Origin of the sequence: Cellulosimicrobium cellulans, assembly GCF_016907755.1 — a bacterium.
Lineage (GTDB): Bacteria > Actinomycetota > Actinomycetes > Actinomycetales > Cellulomonadaceae > Cellulosimicrobium > Cellulosimicrobium cellulans_D.
This window is the reverse complement of record NZ_JAFBCN010000001.1, coordinates 1,588,650-1,606,626: the sequence shown is the minus strand read 5'-3', so window position 1 is coordinate 1,606,626 and position 17,977 is coordinate 1,588,650. Positions and strand designations below refer to the sequence as shown.

9 protein-coding genes are annotated in these 17,977 nt (G+C 73.7%); all 9 read right to left on the bottom strand.

Annotated features, from left to right (window positions below; all coding sequences use genetic code 11):
- Nucleotides 1-36 precede the first annotated feature (36 nt).
- Entirely contained in the window at nucleotides 37-738 is a 702-nt protein-coding gene (locus tag JOE63_RS06840; protein WP_087472808.1) for a hypothetical protein, read from the bottom strand.
- Nucleotides 735-2,540: a serine/threonine-protein kinase gene (locus JOE63_RS06835; protein WP_087471277.1), complete on the bottom strand. Its 1,806-nt coding sequence runs from the start codon at nucleotides 2,538-2,540 to the stop codon at nucleotides 735-737. The genes JOE63_RS06840 and JOE63_RS06835 overlap by 4 nt, the downstream gene beginning before the upstream one ends.
- Entirely contained in the window at nucleotides 2,537-4,183 is a 1,647-nt protein-coding gene (locus tag JOE63_RS06830) for an FHA domain-containing protein (protein WP_307839975.1), read from the bottom strand. The genes JOE63_RS06835 and JOE63_RS06830 overlap by 4 nt, the downstream gene beginning before the upstream one ends.
- Nucleotides 4,180-5,037, bottom strand: coding sequence for a PP2C family protein-serine/threonine phosphatase (locus JOE63_RS06825; RefSeq protein WP_204540156.1), 858 nt, complete (start codon nucleotides 5,035-5,037; stop codon nucleotides 4,180-4,182). The genes JOE63_RS06830 and JOE63_RS06825 overlap by 4 nt, the downstream gene beginning before the upstream one ends.
- The gene (locus JOE63_RS06820) at nucleotides 5,034-6,644 is read right to left on the bottom strand and encodes an RDD family protein (RefSeq protein WP_204540154.1); all 1,611 of its coding nucleotides are present in this window, start codon (nucleotides 6,642-6,644) and stop codon (nucleotides 5,034-5,036) included. Before JOE63_RS06820 ends, JOE63_RS06825 begins: the two co-directional genes overlap by 4 nt.
- Nucleotides 6,641-9,142: a transglutaminase-like domain-containing protein gene (locus JOE63_RS06815; protein WP_204540150.1), complete on the bottom strand. Its 2,502-nt coding sequence runs from the start codon at nucleotides 9,140-9,142 to the stop codon at nucleotides 6,641-6,643. Before JOE63_RS06815 ends, JOE63_RS06820 begins: the two co-directional genes overlap by 4 nt.
- Nucleotides 9,142-10,479 carry a DUF58 domain-containing protein gene (locus JOE63_RS06810; protein WP_204540147.1) on the bottom strand — a complete coding sequence of 446 codons (1,338 nt, stop codon included), beginning with the start codon at nucleotides 10,477-10,479 and terminating at the stop codon, nucleotides 9,142-9,144. The genes JOE63_RS06815 and JOE63_RS06810 overlap by 1 nt, the downstream gene beginning before the upstream one ends.
- Nucleotides 10,480-10,588: 109 nt before the next feature.
- Nucleotides 10,589-11,563: an AAA family ATPase gene (locus tag JOE63_RS06805; RefSeq protein ID WP_157759590.1), complete on the bottom strand. Its 975-nt coding sequence runs from the start codon at nucleotides 11,561-11,563 to the stop codon at nucleotides 10,589-10,591.
- A gap of 52 nt (nucleotides 11,564-11,615) precedes the next feature.
- On the bottom strand, nucleotides 11,616-17,636 hold the full coding sequence (locus JOE63_RS06800) for an Ig-like domain-containing protein (protein ID WP_307839974.1): 6,021 nt from the start codon (nucleotides 17,634-17,636) through the stop codon (nucleotides 11,616-11,618).
- Nucleotides 17,637-17,977 lie beyond the last annotated feature (341 nt).

The following is a 17,977-nucleotide window of genomic DNA, read 5'->3' as shown; positions in this document are numbered from 1 at the left end:
GGGCGCACGGGACGCGCGCCCGCGGAGCCGCTGACGTCAGCCGTCGTCGGTGAGGTCGAGCAGGGGCAGGTCGGCCGAGGTGACCAGGCGCGACGCCACGGCGTACTCGACGAGGCGCGCGCGGCGGTTCGTCGCAAGCGCACCGGGGCCGCCGCGCAGGCCCTTGACCCCGATCCGGTCGAGCTTGTCGCACACGTTGTCGAGCTTGCGGTTGAAGCGCGTCGTCGCCCAGCCCAGGCGGGCCGCGGCTGCGGCCGACGACGGGATCTCCGACAGGCCCGTGCCGTCGCGGCGCAGCATCGGCTCGGCCAGCGCGACGATGAGCTGCTTCTGGCTCGTCGTGAAGGTGATCATGCCGATCGTCGTCGCGCCGCCCGACTCCGTGTCCTCGGAGCGGATCTCCTGGTACGGCGCGCCCCTGAGCTGCGCGGTGAGCTCGTACGTGGTCGGCCCGGCCGTGAACACGATCGACGTCGTCGGGAAGACGATCGGAAGGCGGTTGCCCGGCGAGAGCCAGGACTGGACCCCACCACCCGAGTCGCACACCGTCGCGGAGATGAGCGTCCCGACGTTCGAGAGCCACCAGATGCCGCCCTCGTGCGAGATGCGCAGGAAGCGGCGGTGCAGGTACGGGTTGTCCTCGATCGCGAGGTCGCCGTCCCGCCCGATGTCGAACGGGTCCCCGTCCACGGACGGGCGGAACCACTCCCCGCAGAACTCGACCGCGAGCTCGCTCACGCCGCCTCCCCCGTCACGCACGACTTCCCGGGCGCCGCGGACGGCCTGCCGTCCCTGATCACGACGACCTCGATGCAGACCTGCTCGCCGGGCTTCGCCCGGAGCTCGACGGTCGTCTCGTCGAAGATCTCCTTGTAGGGGGTCTCCTCGATGGGGTCCAGCTTCTTCCAGGCGAACGAGTCGCCGTCCTGCGCCTTGTCCGAGTTGTACGCCCACGTGAACGTCGCGACCTCGCGCGCCGGGTCGTAGGTGCCCACGAGATCGTTCACGGGCGGGACGAGGTCGCCGAGGTTGTCCGACGGCAGGAAGTCGTCGTCCGTGGCGGCCGTCTCCTCGCCGCCGCCGTCGGGGTCCGTGTCGTCCACGGTGGCGTCCGGGCGGAGCAGGAAGAAGCCTCCGACCGCGACCGCGACCCCGACGACGCCCGCGAGCGTCGCCCACAGCGCGCCACGACCCGACCGTTCCTCCGTCGGCGCGGCGGCCGGTCCGCCGTCCTCCGGCCCGGTGGGCCGGTGGACCGTGTCCTCGACCGGGGGCTGGCCCCAGGCGCCCGGGCGCCGGGCGCCGGGGTACATCCGGGACGGGTCCGTGAGCTCCGCGACGGGCGCGTGCCCGCCCGGGCCGACGGCGGACGTCGGCGCGGTGCCCGCGGTGTGCGCGGGTGCGCCCTGGCTCCAGGCCGCGGGCGCGTAGGGCTGCTGCGGGGCGCGCGGTCCCGGCTGCTGCGGGGCGGCGGGTCCGGGCGCGACGGTCTGGCCAGGCCATGGGGCGCCCGGCTGGCCCGGCCGCAGCGGCGTCGTCGGCTGGGTGGGCCGGTTCGGCGCGACGGGCCCCGACGACGTCCCGCCCGGCCCCGCCGGGTCGATCGACACGACCTGGCGCAGGCGGGTCCCGGCGTCGTCGTCCGGCTCCTCCTCCTGCACGTGCCCCGTGTCGTCGAGCAGGTCGATCGGGGTGACCGCGTACGACAGCTCGTTCTGCACCTGCTGGAGCGCGCGGGCGAACGCGAGGACCGTGGGGTAGCGCGACCCGGGGTTCTTCGCCATCGCCGTCGCGAGCACGCGCTCGAGCGAGGCCGGCACGTCGGTGCGTCCCGTCGGGGGCAGCGGCGAGGTCTCGATGCGCGAGATGAGGTTGGCGCTCGAGTTCGACCCGCCGGGCACCTCGAACGGCGTCCGGCCCGCGAGCAGCGTGTACGTCGTCGCCGCGAGGGCCCAGACGTCGGTCGCGATGCCGCTGCGGGGCGGCTCGGCGAACGACTCGGGCGGGGACCACGGGATCGACATGCCCTCGGCGCGCGCGGCGTCGTCGACCGTGGAGGAGATGCCGAAGTCCGTGAGGGCCGGGTGCCCGTACTCGGTGACCAGGATGTTCGCGGGCTTGATGTCGCGATGCAGGATGCCCGCGCGGTGCGCCGTCTCCACGGCGCCGGCGATCTGGACCGCGGTGCGCAGCGCCTCGGCGACCGAGAGCCGCTCGGTGCGGTACCTCGCCCCCAGGTTGGGACGCGAGCAGTACTCCATGGCGAGGTACGGGCGCCCGTCGTCGGCGATGTCCGCCTCGTACATCGTGACGATCGACGGGTGGGTCGAGAGCGTCGCCATGAGGTCGGCCTCGGCGTCGAACGCCGCCCGCTGCGAGTGGCTGGACCACTCCTGCAGCAGGACCTTGACCGCGACGCGCCGGCGGGGGCGCTGCTGCTGGTAGAGGAAGACGTCGGAGAACCCGCCCGAGCCGACCAGCGAGACGTACTCGAAGCCCGTGATCTCCGGCGGTGGGGACGGCGCGCGCTTGGTGCTCACCGGATCCCCTCGAAGACGAGGGTCACGCCGTCGCCGAGGTCGGCGACGTCCCCGTCGACGACCAGGACCGGCTCCGACGGGTGCAGGCGCCGCGGCGGCTGACCCGCGCGCAGGAGCGTGGTGCCGTTCGTCGTCGCCATGTCGCTCACGAGCACGTGCCACCCCTCGAGCGTGATCTCGAGGTGCGAGCGCGAGATGTCCTGCTGCGGGCTGGGCACCGTCACCAGGCGGGGCAGGTCCGCCGCCTGCGACCGGGGCGTGCGCGGGCGCCGGCCCACGACGACGGGACGGTCGAGCTCGACCGCCTGCCCTGTCGAGACGAGGACCCGCCCGAGCGGCGGACGGATCGCGAGCTCGGCGTCTCCCTCGAGCGGCCCGCCGCAGACCGCGCACGTGTCCCGCGACGGCGGGTTCGCGTGCCCCTGGGCGCACGTGCGCGCCAGGATCTGCTGCTGCCCCGGCCCGGGCGGAGCGCTGAACGACGGCGGAGGCGGCACCGGGGCGGCGCCGCCGCCCGCGTCCCGCGCGGCCGCGCGCAGGTCGGCGATGGCGGACGAGTGGACGGTGTGGCCGTCGTGGTCGAGCCCGGGCTCGCCCTCGGCACCGGTGGGCTCGCCGTCGGGGTCGACCGTCGCGGCGCGGTGCGCCGCGGCAGGCGTCGCACCCGTCCACTCCCGCGGGACGCCCGCGATGAGGCCGTCGCCGGTCGCGGCCGGCGGCGGCAGGGGCGGCTCCCCGACGTCGGGTGCCGGGGGGACGGGCGGCGTCACGGGGCTCGGTGACGCGGGCTCGTCGTGCTCCTCGTCGTCCTCCGTGCGCACGGCGGCGTCCTCGACGGTCCGCAGGATGGTCGACCCCCACAGGTGGGCGTAGTCGTCGTCGGCGTCCTCCTCCGGCGACACGGCGGCATCGGGCTCCGCCGTCGCGGGCGCGTCCGCGAGCACCGGCGTGACCGAGGAGCCGGACTCCGGCTCGGGCGCGATGGTCTCCTCGGGGAGACGGAGCGTCGCACCGAGCGGCGCCGCCACCTCGGCGGGCGTCGGCTCCACCGCCGTCGGCCCGGTGGTCGAGCCCCAGGAGGGGCGGTCCGCCGGAACGGGGTCGACGGCGGGTGCGTCGTCGACCAGGAGGTCCTCGACCGCGGGCGGGGCGGGACGCTCGGCGAGGGGCCACGCGACGGCGCCCGCGAGGACGACGCCGGAGACCAGCGGGAGAGAGGTCGCGCCCCCGAGCAGGGGCTCGCCTGCCGGTGCCTCGTCGAGGGTGCCGACGACGCCGGTGTCCGCGCGCACGAGCAGCTCGACGACGTCGTCCAGGACGCGCTCCGACCAGGTCGTGACGCCCTCGCCCTCCACCCGCACGCGCTCGCCGCCGTCGAGCTCGAGGGTCACTGCGACGCGACCGCGCGCGGCGACGTGGACGCGACGGTCCGCGACCACCGCCACCACGAACGGCGGCACCGTCCGCAGGCTCGAGCCGAAGGCGCCGGTGAGCACCTGGAGGACCTCGACGACCCCCGCGTCGGTGCCGAGCTGGTCCCAGACCTGCTCGACGAGCGAAGCCTCCACCGGACCCGGCAGCACGACGACCGTGCCGCCTCGCACGACGGCTCGTGCGGTACCCGTGACGTAGCGCAGCGTCACGTCAGACCCCCGATCTGCAGACGAACATCCCTGGGCAGCGTGTCCTCGTCGACGACCGGACCCGGCACCCCGGCGTGGTCGCGCGGTGTCGTGCTCCCGCCGCTCGTGTCGTCGGACACGCCCGTCGCGTCGACGACGACGACTGTGATGTTATCCCGCCCACCGGCCGCGATGGCCTCGTGGACCAGACGCTCGGCGGCCGCCTGCGGGTCGGGCGTGGAGAGCAGGACCTCCGCGATCCGCTCGTCCGTGAGCTCGCCCGTCAGCCCGTCCGAGCAGACCAGGACGCGGTCGTGCCGCTCGATCGGCAGGTACCAGAAGTCCACCTGCGGGGGGTTGCGCGAGCCGAGCGCGCGCGTGACGACGTGCCGACGCGGGTGGGTGAGGGCCGCCGCGGGCGTCAGCAGTCCCGCGTCCACCATCTCCTGGACCTCCGAGTGGTCGACGCTCACCTGCTCGAGGTGCCCGCCGGCGAGGTGGTAGGTCCGCGAGTCGCCCACGTTGACGACGAGCCAGTACGGGTTCCCGTCCTGCTCCGAGACCACCACACCGGTGACGGTGGTGCCCGCCCCCCGGCCGGGCTCGGTGACGATCGCCTGGACGTTCTCCTGCGCGACCGCGATCCGGGTCCGGACCTCGTCCGGCGTGATCACGTCGAGGTCGGCCAGCGGCCGGAGCGCCTCGACGGCCGTCGCGCTCGCGACCTCGCCCGCCTCGTGACCGCCCATGCCGTCGGCGACGAAGAAGACGGAGCGCGAGACGAGGAACCGGTCCTCGTTGAGCAGCCGCCGCGCGCCGCGGTGCGACGCCGCGCCCCAGGCCAGGTGGACCTCGGCGGGCGGTTCGGTCGTCATGCGACACCCGGGTGGACGACGATGCGGCGGTCGCCCACGTGGATCGTCGCACCGACCGGGACGCGCACGCGCGTCCCGGGCTCGGCGACGCGCGGCGGAGCGCCCGGCACGGAGACGACGGTGCCGTTCGTCGAGCCGCGGTCCGTCAGCCAGAGGCCGCTCGGGTCGGCCCGGAGCTCGGCGTGGGTCTTGGACACGGACCGCGTCGGGTCGTCCACCGCGACGAGGTTCCACGGGCCGTCGTCGGGCGCCTGCGGGTTGCGGCCGAGCAGCGTCGGACGGTCGACGGCGCGGCGCTCTCCCGACTCGAGCTCGATGACGACCGAGACGTCGGGTGCCGGGTCCATGGCGCGGACGTCGCGCGCCGTCATGCGCGTGCTGTCCCACTCGGCCTCGGCGGGCTCCGGCGTGGGTGCGGCGGCGGGGACCGCGGCAGCGGGCCTCGCCACGGGCGCGGGCGTGGCGGGCGGCACGGGCGCTGCGGGGGCCGACGGCGCGGAGGGGGCGACGGCGGGCGCCGGGCCTCCCCCGACGCCGGGGACGCCGGTGATCAGCCCGCCACCTGCGGGTGACGCGGGCGACGGGAACGCCCAGGGGTCCGGGACCGGAGCGGACGGAGACGGCGCCGCCGGGGCGAACGCGCCCGGCGCGGCGGGAGCGGCCGGGGCCGCGGCACCCTGGCCGCCGACCGGGGCGGGCGGGTAGGGCGCGTACCCGGCCTGTGCCGGTGCGGGGGCGTACCCGGGCTGGGGCGCGTATCCCCCGGCCGCGCCGTGGCCGGTTCCCGCGGGCGCGCCAGCCACGAGCGAGGCCACCCCGTCGTAGCCCGAGGGTGCCGAGGACGCGGGGGCGATGCCACGCACGTCGACGACGAGCGAACGGCCGGCCTTGTCTTGCCACCCCTGCGACCGACCGGAGGAGTCGAAGCCCGGGCTGAGCAGGACCACGATGATCCCGCCCGCCGGCACGACGCCGACGATGATCCAGCGCAGCGCGGCCCGTCCGAAGCCGATCGGCTCACGCGTCCCCGCGTCGACCGTGCGGATTCCCGTGAGGAGGTTGCCGAGCGTCTTGCCCGTCGAGCCCTCCCAGAACCAGACGCCCACCCACCACGCGAGCGCGAGCACCGCCGCGACGACGTAGACCACGAGCATCTTGCCGAGCAGCGCGGCGGCCTCGTCCTGCGTCACGACCTGGACGCTGCCGAGCGGCGTCCCGACCATCGCGAGACCCGCGACGACGACCACCAGGGCGACGAGGCCCGGGACCGCGACGTCGACCACGTAGGCGAGGAACCGCCGCCCCTTCCCGGCGAACGGAGCGGTCGCGAGCGACGACGACGGCGCGACGACGGCCGGGCCGAACGCCTTCTGGGTCGCCGCGTAGACCTCGGGCTCCGTCGTGGTGTCCGGCGCCGAGTGCGACGCGGACGCGTACGGCAGGTCGGCCCCCGCGCGCGCGGCGACCGCCTGGACGCTACCGACCGGGCCCGCCGCGGGCTCGGCGACCGGGCGCCCCGTCCGGGGGAACGGCTGCCCGCACACCGCGCAGAACGCGGACCCCGAGGACTGCGCGGACCCGCAGGCGGCGCACGTCACGTCGCTCATGACTCGTCTCCCTGTCGTCTCGTCGGCTCCGACGACGACCCTGCCGCCGGGGGCACGGCGCCACCCTTCGTGCCGGCGCGGCGGCCGGGCAGCCACCGGCGCAGACCCGAGGAACCGGAGGGCGCGCGCACGGACCGCAACGAGAGTGCGGCACGGACGCGGGCCCGACGGTTCACGGAGGAGCGTAGCCCCCCGACGACCGTGTCGACGTCGGCCCAGAAGGCCTCGATCTCCTGCTCGGTCGGCTCGCCCTCGCCGAAGACGGTCGCGTCGGCACGGTGCGCGAGCGGGATCGTCGCCGTCGCGCCGTACGCCTGGGAGAGGACGCCTGCCCCCTCGCGCCGCGTGGAGCCTGCGGGGACAGGGGTCCCGAGGTCCGTCGCGGTGTCGAGGACCTCGCGCCAGCCGCCGCTCACCCGGTCCACCGGACGTGCCGCCGCGCGGCGCCGGGCCCGGCGGCGCGCCTTGTAGGCGAGCACGAGGATCACGGGCAGGGCGAGGAGCGCCAGGGGCACGACCACGGCGACCGCGACGAGGGCCGCCTGGCCCCAGTCGAAGCCGTCGCTCTCGGCCTTCTCCTTCTCCTCGTCGTCGACCTTCCCCGCCTCGGCCTCGGCGGGCTCCTCCGGCGGCTCCGGGTCCTCGAGGATCGGGGGCTTGGGCACCTGGAGGCTCTTGGGCTCCGGCTGGATCTTGTTGTCCTCGTCGGGGATCGCCGTGATCGGCACCCACCCGTAGCCGACGAACGGCACCTCCGCCCACGCGTGCACGTCGGTCCCGGTCGCCGTGAACGGCTCGCCGGGCTCGAGCGGGTTCTTCTCCATGTCGGGGTAGAAGCCCATGACCACCCGCGCCGGGATGCCGGCCTGGTTGGCCATGAGGGCGAGCGCCACCGCGAACTGCTCGTCGTCGCCCACCATCTCCTCGTCCGCGAGGAGCGTGTCGATGCGCTCCGCCGAGTGGCCCGGACGCGACGGCGGCTGGGTGTCCAGCCCGCTGGAGAAGACGCCGCTCGCCACGAGGCCGTCGCGGAGCGCGAAGAGCTGGTCGACCGGCTCCGTTTCCTCCCCCATGAACTGGGCTGCCTTGCCTGCGAGCGACGCGGGCAGCGCGTCCTTCGGCGGCGTCGGGACCTCGATCGACTGGTCGATGGCACCCGCCCGCAGGTCGTCCTCGGTGGGCTCGACGGAGACGAGCGTGTCGAGCGTGTACGCGTCGCCGGGGCGCAGCCCGGCGGTCGTCAGCGCGGTCCCCGTGGTCGAGTTGTAGTACGTGGTCTCGCCGAGCTCGCGCGCGCGGTCGCCCGCGTAGGTGATGCCCTCGAGCGTGCCGACGTCGGGCACCCACACGCCGGCGTAGTCCCCGACCTGGACGTCGACGCGCGTCGGCGTCCCGGACGCCACGGTGGCGATCTCCTCGCCCGCACGCGTGTAGACGCCCGAGCCCGGCAGCCCGCTGGAGACGTCGTAGACGACGCCGTTGTACGTGTCGAGACCGGCGAGGCGGACTTTGGCTCCCGCCGGGAGACCCCGCACCGTGAACAGCTCGTCCTCGCGCATGTCCTTGGCGTACTTGCGGAACGCGGTGAGCGGGCTCACGTACTCGTGCAGGTCCAGGGGCGGCACGACGGTCTCGCGCAGCACGGTGCGCGGCTCGTCCGGGAGCAGCACGGGCGCGGCGAACGCCGCGGCGACGCCGCCGACGACGAGCATCGCGGCGCCCGTCCGCACCCGGTGCCACCAGAGCCGCCGCGTCGCGGCCTTGCTCGCCTCCGTCGTGATCTGGTGCGCACCGAGCCGCGCGGCCGTGACCCGCCACCCGGCCCACAGCAGACCCACGCCGCCGACGACGAGCCCCTGCACCACCGGGAGCGCCGCGATGACGGTCCCGAGGAGGATGACCCCGACGAACGCGACCACGACGGGCACGAGCGCCCACTCGGCGCGGCGCGCGCGCCACGCGATCGTCCCCGCGAGCAGCGCGGTGGCGAGCATGAGGAGGTACGGGACGACCGCGAGCTCCGGGAAGGAGTGCAGCGGCGGGACCGTGGTGACGAACTCCTTCCAGCCCGTGACGGCGCCACGGAGCAGGTCGGTGAGGGTCTGCAGCGACGGGACGACGCCGCCGATCGCGTCGGCGGGCAGCGCGAGCGCGCCACCGAGGAGCAGGTACGCGACCACGCCGACGACGAGGACCGTGGCGGCGGACCACCGGCGCCAGGCGCCGAGCCACGCGACCAGGAGCCCGACGACGGCGCCGCCGACGGCGGGGACGAGGTACCCGGTCGAGCCCCAGACGGGCCCGAACCCGACCGCGACCGCGCCGAGGACGAGGACCAGCGCGAGCGCGTCGACGACACCGAGGGTCGTGAGCGCGCGCGGAGCGTCGGCGCCGCGCAGCCGGGTCGTGTTGCGCTGCGACGTGCCGGAGGAGGGGGCCGGCGTGCCGACCGGGGTGGCGCGGCGCGAGCCGCGCGTCGTGGTGCTGGGAGCGCTCATCAGTCGTTCAGCCTCCGCAGGGCGAGGGGGAGCTCGCCGAGCTCGCCGATGGTGAGGACGACGAGCTCCGCGATCGCGTGCCGGCTGAGCGAGGCGCCGGGGACGCACTGGATCGCCATCACCCGGACGTCCTGGGGAAGCCGGGCGGACGCCGCCCGCAGCTCCGTGGGCGTCACCTTGCTCCCGACGATGAACGCCACGACCGACGCGTCGCTGATCGTCAGTCCCGCGACGCGAGCGACGTCGACGAGCGACGTCCGCTGCGCGCGCGTCTCGACGCGGGCGAGGTCGTCGAGCAGGCGGGTGCGGTGGTCGCCGCGCAGGTTGCCGTCGTTGACGAGCACCGTGACGCCACGGTCCTCCTTGATGGCCTGCAGCCCGAGCGACCCGCACGCGCTCACGGCGAGCTCGAACTCGTCGTCGTGCGCGTAGTCCTCCGCGCGGGTGGAGAGGAGGACGGCGAGGTGCGACCGGCGCGTCTCCTCGAACTGGCGGACCATGAGCTGCCCGGTGCGGGCCGTCGTCTTCCAGTGGATGTGCCGTCGGTCGTCGCCCGGGACGTAGTCGCGCAGCGCGTGGAACGAGACGTCCGAGTTGGAGATGTCCGTCGTGACACGGCCCTCGAGGTCCTTGAGGAACCCGGTGGACGAGCCCGAGAGGTTCTTCACCCGCGGGTGGACGAACAGCTCCTCGGGCTCGGTCCAGACGACCTCGCGGCGCAGCAGCCCGAGCGGGTCCGCCCGCACCGACCGCACCGGACCCACGGAGATCACCGAGCGCCGGTGCGTCGGCACCGTGAAGATCTCCTCGTGGCTCCCCTGGGGACGCAGGCGCGGGACCGGGAACGTCGCCATGCCCTGCCCCACCGGCAGCTCCATGACCGACGGGAGCAGCGGCCGACCCGAGTCGTTGCGCACGTCGAGCCGACCGACGGCGCGGTCGCCGACCGTGACGCGCTGCTGCGCGAGGTCGAGAACGACGGCGTAGCGGAAGCGGCCGAGCACGAACGCGACCGCGGCGAGCAGCGACACCGTCAGCAGGATCGATACCACGAGCAGCTCGAGCCACGAGAAGGCCAGCCCGGCCCACCACGCGCCGACGGTGACCACGAGCGCGGCCCAGCCGAACGGGCTCACCGCCGACGTCACCGGCTCGACCGCCCGCGTCACCGGCGCGAGCGCGCGACCGATCGGCGCGGCGACCCGGGCGAGGGGTGCCGCGAGGGGACGGAGCAGTCCGGCGAGGGCCGACGACGCGGGTGGCGTGCCGGTCCTGCCGCCCGGGCTGCCGGAGCGGGAGCTCGGGCGGCCGGTCGAGGGGCCGTGTGAGGCGTTCATGCGATGTGCTCTCGGTCGGTACGGGGGAGGACGGTCCGCCGGTCGGTGGTCCGCGCGGCAGCACGGAGGGGCGGAAGGGGCGGGCGGCGTGGGAGCGCCGCGCGTCCGGTCAGGCGGAGCGTCGCTCCTGCGGCGCCGCGACGTCGGCGAGGAGCCGGCCGAGCACGGCCTCGTTCGTGGCGCCGGCGAACTCCGCCTCCGGGTCGAGCACGAGGCGGTGCGCCCACGCCGGCTGCGCGAGCTCCTTGATGTCGTCCGGGAGCACGTAGTTGCGGCCGTGGGCCGCGGCCCAGACCTTCGCGCAGCGCACGAGCGCGAGCGAGCCACGGACGGAGACGCCGACGCGGACCTCGGGCGCGTTGCGCGTCTCCTCGGCGAGCCGGGAGACGTACTCCAGGACCGCGCCGTCGACGTGCACGCGCGCGCCGAGCTCGGCCATCTCCGTCACGGCCTGCGTCGTGATGAGCGGCTGGAGCGTCTTGCTCCGGTCGCGCACGGCGGCGCCCGACAGGATCTCGACCGTCGACGCGTGGTCCGGGTACCCGATCGACGCCTTCATGAGGAAGCGGTCGAGCTGGGCCTCGGGCAGCCGGTAGGTGCCGGCCTGCTCGATGGGGTTCTGCGTCGCGATCACCATGAACGGGCGGCCGACCTCGTGGCCCACGCCGTCGACGGTGACCCGACCCTCCTCCATGACCTCGAGGAGCGCGGACTGCGTCTTGGGCGACGCGCGGTTGATCTCGTCCGCCAGGACGATCGACGCGAAGATCGGGCCCTGGTGGAACTCGAACTTGCCGGTCTTCTGGTCGTAGATCGTCACGCCCGTGACGTCCGACGGGAGCAGGTCGGGCGTGAACTGGATGCGGTTGTTCGTGCCCTGGACGCTCGCCGCGAGGGCGCGGGCGAGCGACGTCTTGCCGGTGCCCGGCGCGTCCTCCAGGAGGATGTGGCCCTCGGAGAGCATGCACGTCAGGGTCAGGCGCACCACGTGCGCCTTGCCCAGGACGGCCTGGCCCACGTTGCCGACGAGGCGGTCGAAGGTCTGAGCGAACCAGGTGGCCTGCTCGGGGGTCATGGTGGTCATTCGTCGCTTTCCGTTCGCTGTGCTGGGGAGCGTGCTCGGGGTCGTCGAGCCGCTAGTACCAGGTCATGGAGTTCGTGTTCCCGATGGACGTGTCGATCCGCACCGACGAGCCAGGCTGCCCCCAGACGCACTGCTGGCCGCCCGAGTAGTTCCCGTTGCCGTCGGTCCGCAGGGCGCGACCCTGGGCGTCGTAGCTGTAGTTGCCCGACCCGATCCGGTCCCCACCGCCGTAGCACGTGGTGCGGAAGGGCGTGTTCGGCGGCCCGTCCTTGATCGTCAGGTACAGCTCGGCGCACGACGAGTGACCGCACTCGCCGGGCCAGTTGCCGTCGGGCAGCTTGTGGTTGCTGCCCTTGCTGACCGTGAACACGGGCTCCGGCTTCTTGTCCGAGGTGGCCGAGCGGCAGGTCTCCTTGGTCTCGCCCTCGGTCGGGTTGACCGTCACGCAGATCTCGCGGGTCTGGGAGTAGCCCACGCTCAGCGTCCCCGAGCCCGACTTCGCGCTGGACTGCACCGCGCCGCGCACCGAGACCGTGTACGGGCGTCCGTTGTCCGACGTCGACCAGCTGTACGAGATCGACTGGTCGCCGCCGTTCATCGAGACATTCGGTGCAGGGATCGGGCCGTAGGGCGACTCCGCATTTGCGGCGACGCCGGCACCGGGCTCGACGGCCCCGTCCACGCCGGCCACCGCGCGGACCGAGATGGTGTAGTTCTCACCGTTCGTCAGGCCGCGGACCACGCGGTCCCCGGCGAGATCCCGCCAGCTGCCCCCGGCGTTGTACTGGTAGGAGATCTCCCCCGCCTTGACACCGTTGCCGGTCGCGTCGCCGAACGAGAGCTGGATCTGGTTGTTGGTCCCGTTGGCGTCCGCCGTGAGGTTCGAGACGGTGCCCGGCGTGGCGAAAGCGCGCACCGGGTCGGAGGCCGGCGAGAACTCCGCGTCGCCGAACTTGTCGGTCGCCTTGTTGTGTGCCCTGACACGGAACGTGTAGCCCGTGGTGTCGGCGGGCACGCCGAGGGTGGCCGACGTGGCGCCTCCGGACGCGGTCGTGGACCTCACCACGGAGCCGCCCTGGACCGCCTCGACGGTGTATGACGTGATCGCGGCACCGTTGTCGTCCGGGGCCGTCCAGGAGACCTGCATCTGCGACGTGTCGCCGATGGACGTGCGCTTCGCCGAGGGCTTCCCGGGCGCCGCGGGCTTGCCCGCGGGCGTCTCCGCCGTCGAGTACTCGCCCCAGTCCGAGGGGTCGGGGGCGAGGTTGTTGGCCCGGACGCGCACCTTGTAGGCGACGCCGTTCTTCAGCCCGTCCCAGGTCACGGACGTCCCGACGAGCGCGGTCTTCTGGACGGCTCCACCCGGCGGCGCGGGGGAGATCTCGAGGTCGACGGTCTCGATGGGCGAGCGGTCGGTGTAGGTCTTGTTGGTCCAGGTGACGGTGAGGGACTGGTCGCCGAACTCGAGGGTGGGTGCGGCGGGCGGGTCGGGCTTCTCGTCGGGTCGGGCCTCCTCGGAGGGCGGGGAGGCGGGTCCGTCGCCGACGGCGTTGGTCGCGTAGACGGTGAAGGTGTACTTCACGTTGTTGGTCAGGCCGTCGAGGGTGCAGGTGGTGGTGCCGCAGGCCTTCTCGTAGCCGTTCTGGGAGCGCACGGTGTAGCCGGTGATGTCTGCGCCGTTGTTGTTCGGCGGGTCCCAGGACAGCACGACCGTCTTGGACCGGATCTCGTCGACCTGCGGGGTCGCGGGAGCCTCGGGCTTGCCGAGCACCTTGAGCTGGATGCGACCCTCGACCTCGCGGTCGGGGTCCTTGGTCGCGTCCTGGATCCGGTACCGGACGACCATGACACCGATGAAGTCGTCGCGCGGCGTCACCGTGACCTGGTCGCCCGAGACCTCCGGGGTGCCCTGGCCGGTCTCCACGATCGCGTCGACGACCTTCAGCGGGGTGTCGGGGAACGGGTTGGCGTCGTTGGCGAGCACGGGGACGGTCGTCGGCTTGCCCTGGTGGGCGTCGTCGACGGTGTCCTGGTTGGCGCGTGCGAGGGGTCGGGTGGAGGCGACGACGGTGAGGGTCGCGGTGCCCTCGACCGGGGGGTGCTCGCCGTCGGTGACGGTGATCGGGACCTGGACGACCGAGCCCTTGGGCACCTCGGGAGTCGCCTGGGCGTGCAGGGTGGAGCCCTCGACCGTGACGGTCACACCCTGCGTGCCGCCCGGGGACGCGGTGAACTTCAGCGAATCGCCGTCGGCGTCCGTGGCGAAGCGCGCGAGGTCGGCCGAGGCCTCCTCGCCCGCCGCGACGTCGAGCGCCGGCGACCCGATGAGCTCGGGTGCGAGGTTCTCCGGAGGCAGGACCTGGACGGGGATGGTCAGGACGTTGGTGTTCCCCTCCGGGTCGTCGGGGCCGGAGCCGTCGGTCACCTCGAACGACACCGAGGCCGGCCCGGTGTAGGCCGGGTCGGGGGTGTAGACGATCTCGGTCACGGAAGGGATCTCACGCGAGCCCTCCGTGACCTTCACGGTCTCCTCCGTCGTGAGGCGCGGCGTCCTGCCCTCGACGACGAGCACGTGCTCCGTGATGTCGATCGGCAGGGACTCGCCGGCCAGCACCTCGAGCTGCGTGCCCGGCCGGAGCGTGGGCTTCTGGTCGGTGAGGCCGGGAACCTTGACGAAGGCCTTGGCGGTGAGGCCGTCGATGTCGGTGACGGTGTAGGTCACGACCTGGCGGTCCTCGGTCAGGGTGATGACGAGCTCGCCGGCATCGGTGACGGTGGTGGTGGTCGCGTCGGTGGTGACGGTGAGCTCGGTCGCGGCGCCGTCGGGGTCCTCGTCGTTGTCCAGGACGGGGACGGTGACCTCGGTCTTGCCCAGGATGTCCTCCACGGGCACGGTGTCGTCGCGCGCGACGGGGGGCAGCAGGGGTGCGTCGGCGGCGACGTTGACGGTGACGGCGCCGGTGGCGCGGGCGCCGTAGGTGTCCTGGACCTGGTAGTAGAAGGTGTAGGCGCCGTCGGCGTCGGGGGAGGTCAGGACGATGCGGTCGACCACGACCTCGGCGTCCAGGTCGTGGGTGTCCTCGATGCCGCCGGGGACCAGGCCGACCTGGTCGCCGTCGGGGTCGGTGTCGTTGGCCAGGGCCGCGACCGAGACCGTGCGCCCGGGGCGCACCGTGATCTCGTCGTCGACGGCGACGGGAGGCTGGTTCGTCTCCCCCGGACGCGCGATCCCCACGTGCACGACGCCGGTCGCCGTCGCCCCGCGTGCGTCCAGCACCGTGTACGTGAAGGTGTCCGGGCCCACGGCGTTCTTCGCGGCGGTGTACTCGAGGAAGCCGTCGACGACGCCCGCCGCGCCCTTGCCCGCGGGGGACGCGATGCCGGTGACCTGGACGGAGTCGCCGTCGGGGTCGATCCCGTCCAGCGGGACCGCGATGCGCACGCTGGACCCGGACAGCACGCGGGCCTCGATCTCGCGGGGCTGCGGGGGTGCGTTGTCCTCGCCGTCGCGGATGCGGATCGTGACCTGGGCGGAGTCCTCCTGCCCGTTGACGTCGCGCACCTTGTAGATCGCATAGGCGGTCCCGGCCTCGGGGCCGGCCTTGAACCGCAGCGTGTCCTCGGACACGAACGCCTCGCCCAGTGCCGGGTCCACGTCCTGCTCGAGCTCGGGCTGCAGGAACAGCTCCAGCCCGTCGGGGTGGGTGTCGTTCTTCAGCACCGGGATCGTCACCACGTCCCCCGCGTGCACCGTGACCTCGTCCGCCGCCGCCTGCGGCGGCTGCAACCGCGTCGGGGCCGGCACGGGGATGACGCGCACCTGACCCGTCGCGGTCTCGGTCCCGTTGGACACGGTGTAGGTGATGGTGAGGGGGCCGTCGAGCTGGCGCAGCTCCGTGATGCGCAGCATCTGGTGCGCGAGCACGGCCACGGAGACGCCGGCATCGGAGGGCACCTTGACCGACTGGACGACCAGGACCCCACCCGCGGGGTCGGTGTCGTTGGCGAGGACGTCGACGAGAGTGCTGCCGCCTGCCGGGAGCAGGGCGGTGTCGGTCACCACGATCGGGGCACCCGTGGCCTCCGACGGGGGCAGGACGTCCACCCGCACCAGACCCGTGGTCGCGTTCGGCCCGTCGGTGACCTGGTACGTCAGGTCGTAGGAGCGCGGCTCCATCGACATGAACGTGAACGTGCCCGCGTCATAGTTCGGCGTGATCTCCGCCGGCGCCGACTCCGACACCGACGCCAACCGCAGCTCGTCGTCGTTCGGGTCCGTGTCGTTGCGCAACGGCTCGACCGTCACCGGCTGCCCCGCCGGGACCACCACGTGGTCGTTCACCGCGACCGGCGGCTGCGGACCCGGCACCACATCGACCAGCAGCTTGCCCTCGAACACCCCGCCCTGCCCGTCCGCGACGGTCACCGTGACGATCTTGCGGCCGGTGGAGCCGCCGCCGTCGCGGAACTCCACGGTCCCGTCCGGGCGCGAGCGCACGTCGTCCCCCGCGACCGTCGCGGCAGCCGAGGCCAGGTACAGGTCGTCCCCGTCGGGGTCCTTGAAGTACGGCAGCACCTTGATCGTGGCCCGACCACCCTGCCCGACCCGCAGCACCGGGTCACCCTTCTGCTCCGGCGCCGCGTTCTCCCCCCACGGCGACACCTTCAGCGTCACCCCGGCCTCGGCCACACCCCCACGACCGTCCGCCACCGAGTACCGGAACGTTCCGGTCCCCTGCGCGTCCTCGGGCACCACGGCCTGCAACGCGGCACCACCCATGATCGCCTGCACCGTCGCGTTGCCCGGGGAGTCCCCCACCAACGACGCCGTCATCACGTCCCCGTCCGGGTCCACGTCGTTACCCAGCACCGGCAAGATCGTCGTCCGCCCCGGACGCACCCCGAACGAGTCGTCCTGCGGCTGCGGAGGCTTGTTCGGCTGCGAACGGTCCGCGATGAACTGATCCACCTGCTCCGGGTTCGTCAGCTCCGCGTCGGACTCCTCACCCTCGGCCTCCTCCGGCATCTGCACGTCCCAGTCGTCGACCTTCTGGTACTCGTCCGCCGCCATCCACAACGTCCCCGCCGACAGGTCGTTCAGCACGATCACGTGCCGGTTCACCCGGTACTCCAGGCGCGCCTGGGGATCGACCCCCTCCAGACGGGTGTCCAGGTCGCGGTCGGTGCCCTCGCAGTCTCGGATCACCTGCCCCGTCGAGGCCCACGCCCCGTACGTGCAGGCACCGAGCTGGACCGGGGCGCCCGGGCGCCCCTCGGCCGAGCGACGCAGGGCGTCACCGCCCGTGAGCGGCTGTGTGACCAGTCCCCCGGTCGTCGCCACGACGACGTTCTCCGAGTCGGCCGACGGCTGCTGGAGGCGCGCCTGGGCACCGTCGTCCAGCGTCACCGTCTTGCCGCCGGGGAGCACGAGCTGCGACGCCGACCGGTCGAGCACCACCGGCTCGTCGCCCACCGCGGTCACCTCGACCTCGGCGCCCTTCCCCACGGGGAGGGAGGACGACGTGGGGTCACCGTCCACCGCGCCCTTCGACGTCGTCGCCACCGTCCACAGCGTCCCCGTCGACGGGATCGCCGCGAACACCGTCCCGTCCTGGGACACCGTGAGGCCGCCGCCCCCCTCGACCTCCGCCGTGGGCTCCGACTTCTCGGCGTCGAACGAGGTCGCACCGTCGAACGGCAGCACCCACAGCAGCCCCTCCTCACCGTCGAGGATCGCCGTCGTCGCACCACCCGAGACCACCTGCGCCCCCGCCGGCAGGCGGATCTGCCCGTCCAGCTTCAGGTGCGCCACGCTCACCGGGGAGGCCGTACCGGTGCTCGTGTCATCGAGCAGCACCCGGCCCGCGTCCTGCTGCACGTCGAACGACGTGCTGCCCGCGTTCAGCGTCCCGTCCAACGCCTGGGACTCGTAGTTGAACCGACCCAGCAGACCGGACGACGACTTCGTCACCCACACGCCCGAGTCGTTCAGGTCCACATCCGCCGTGGCCTCACCCTCGTAGAGGAAGGCCAGCCCCACCAGCGCCGTCGAGAACACCGAGACGGTGCTCACCGACGCGACGGTACGGCGGTGCTCGCGCAGACGCGCCAGGAAACCCACAAGCCCTCCGAGGAGTTGGATCGGGAGACGATCGGTCTCCTTCTCCAGCCCCCTCGATCTCGCACTTTCCAGGCGGCCCCACCGATCGCGCACTCGAGGATAGCGGGCGACCGGGTGAATTCCGACACCCGTTCCATGGGGAGCACTCCCCACCCACGCGCCGGGTGGCGCGGCGTCGCGGCGACCACCGCGGCGGTGCGCGGCACGTCGGGCCAGGTCAATCCGGTGACGGAGGCAACGATGCAGGCCGGAAGTTCCGACGGCCCGGCCTACCGGACCCCGGTCGAAAGATC

Bases quoted from the DNA above. Each gene is read 5' to 3' on its own strand.
- JOE63_RS06805 (WP_157759590.1), bottom strand. From the start codon at position 11,563: ATGACCACCATGACCCCCGAGCAGGCCACCTGGTTCGCTCAGACCTTC.
- JOE63_RS06810 (WP_204540147.1), bottom strand. From the start codon at position 10,479: ATGAACGCCTCACACGGCCCCTCGACCGGCCGCCCGAGCTCCCGCTCC.
- JOE63_RS06825 (WP_204540156.1), bottom strand. From the start codon at position 5,037: ATGACGACCGAACCGCCCGCCGAGGTCCACCTGGCCTGGGGCGCGGCG.
- JOE63_RS06815 (WP_204540150.1), bottom strand. From the start codon at position 9,142: ATGAGCGCTCCCAGCACCACGACGCGCGGCTCGCGCCGCGCCACCCCG.
- JOE63_RS06820 (WP_204540154.1), bottom strand. From the start codon at position 6,644: ATGAGCGACGTGACGTGCGCCGCCTGCGGGTCCGCGCAGTCCTCGGGG.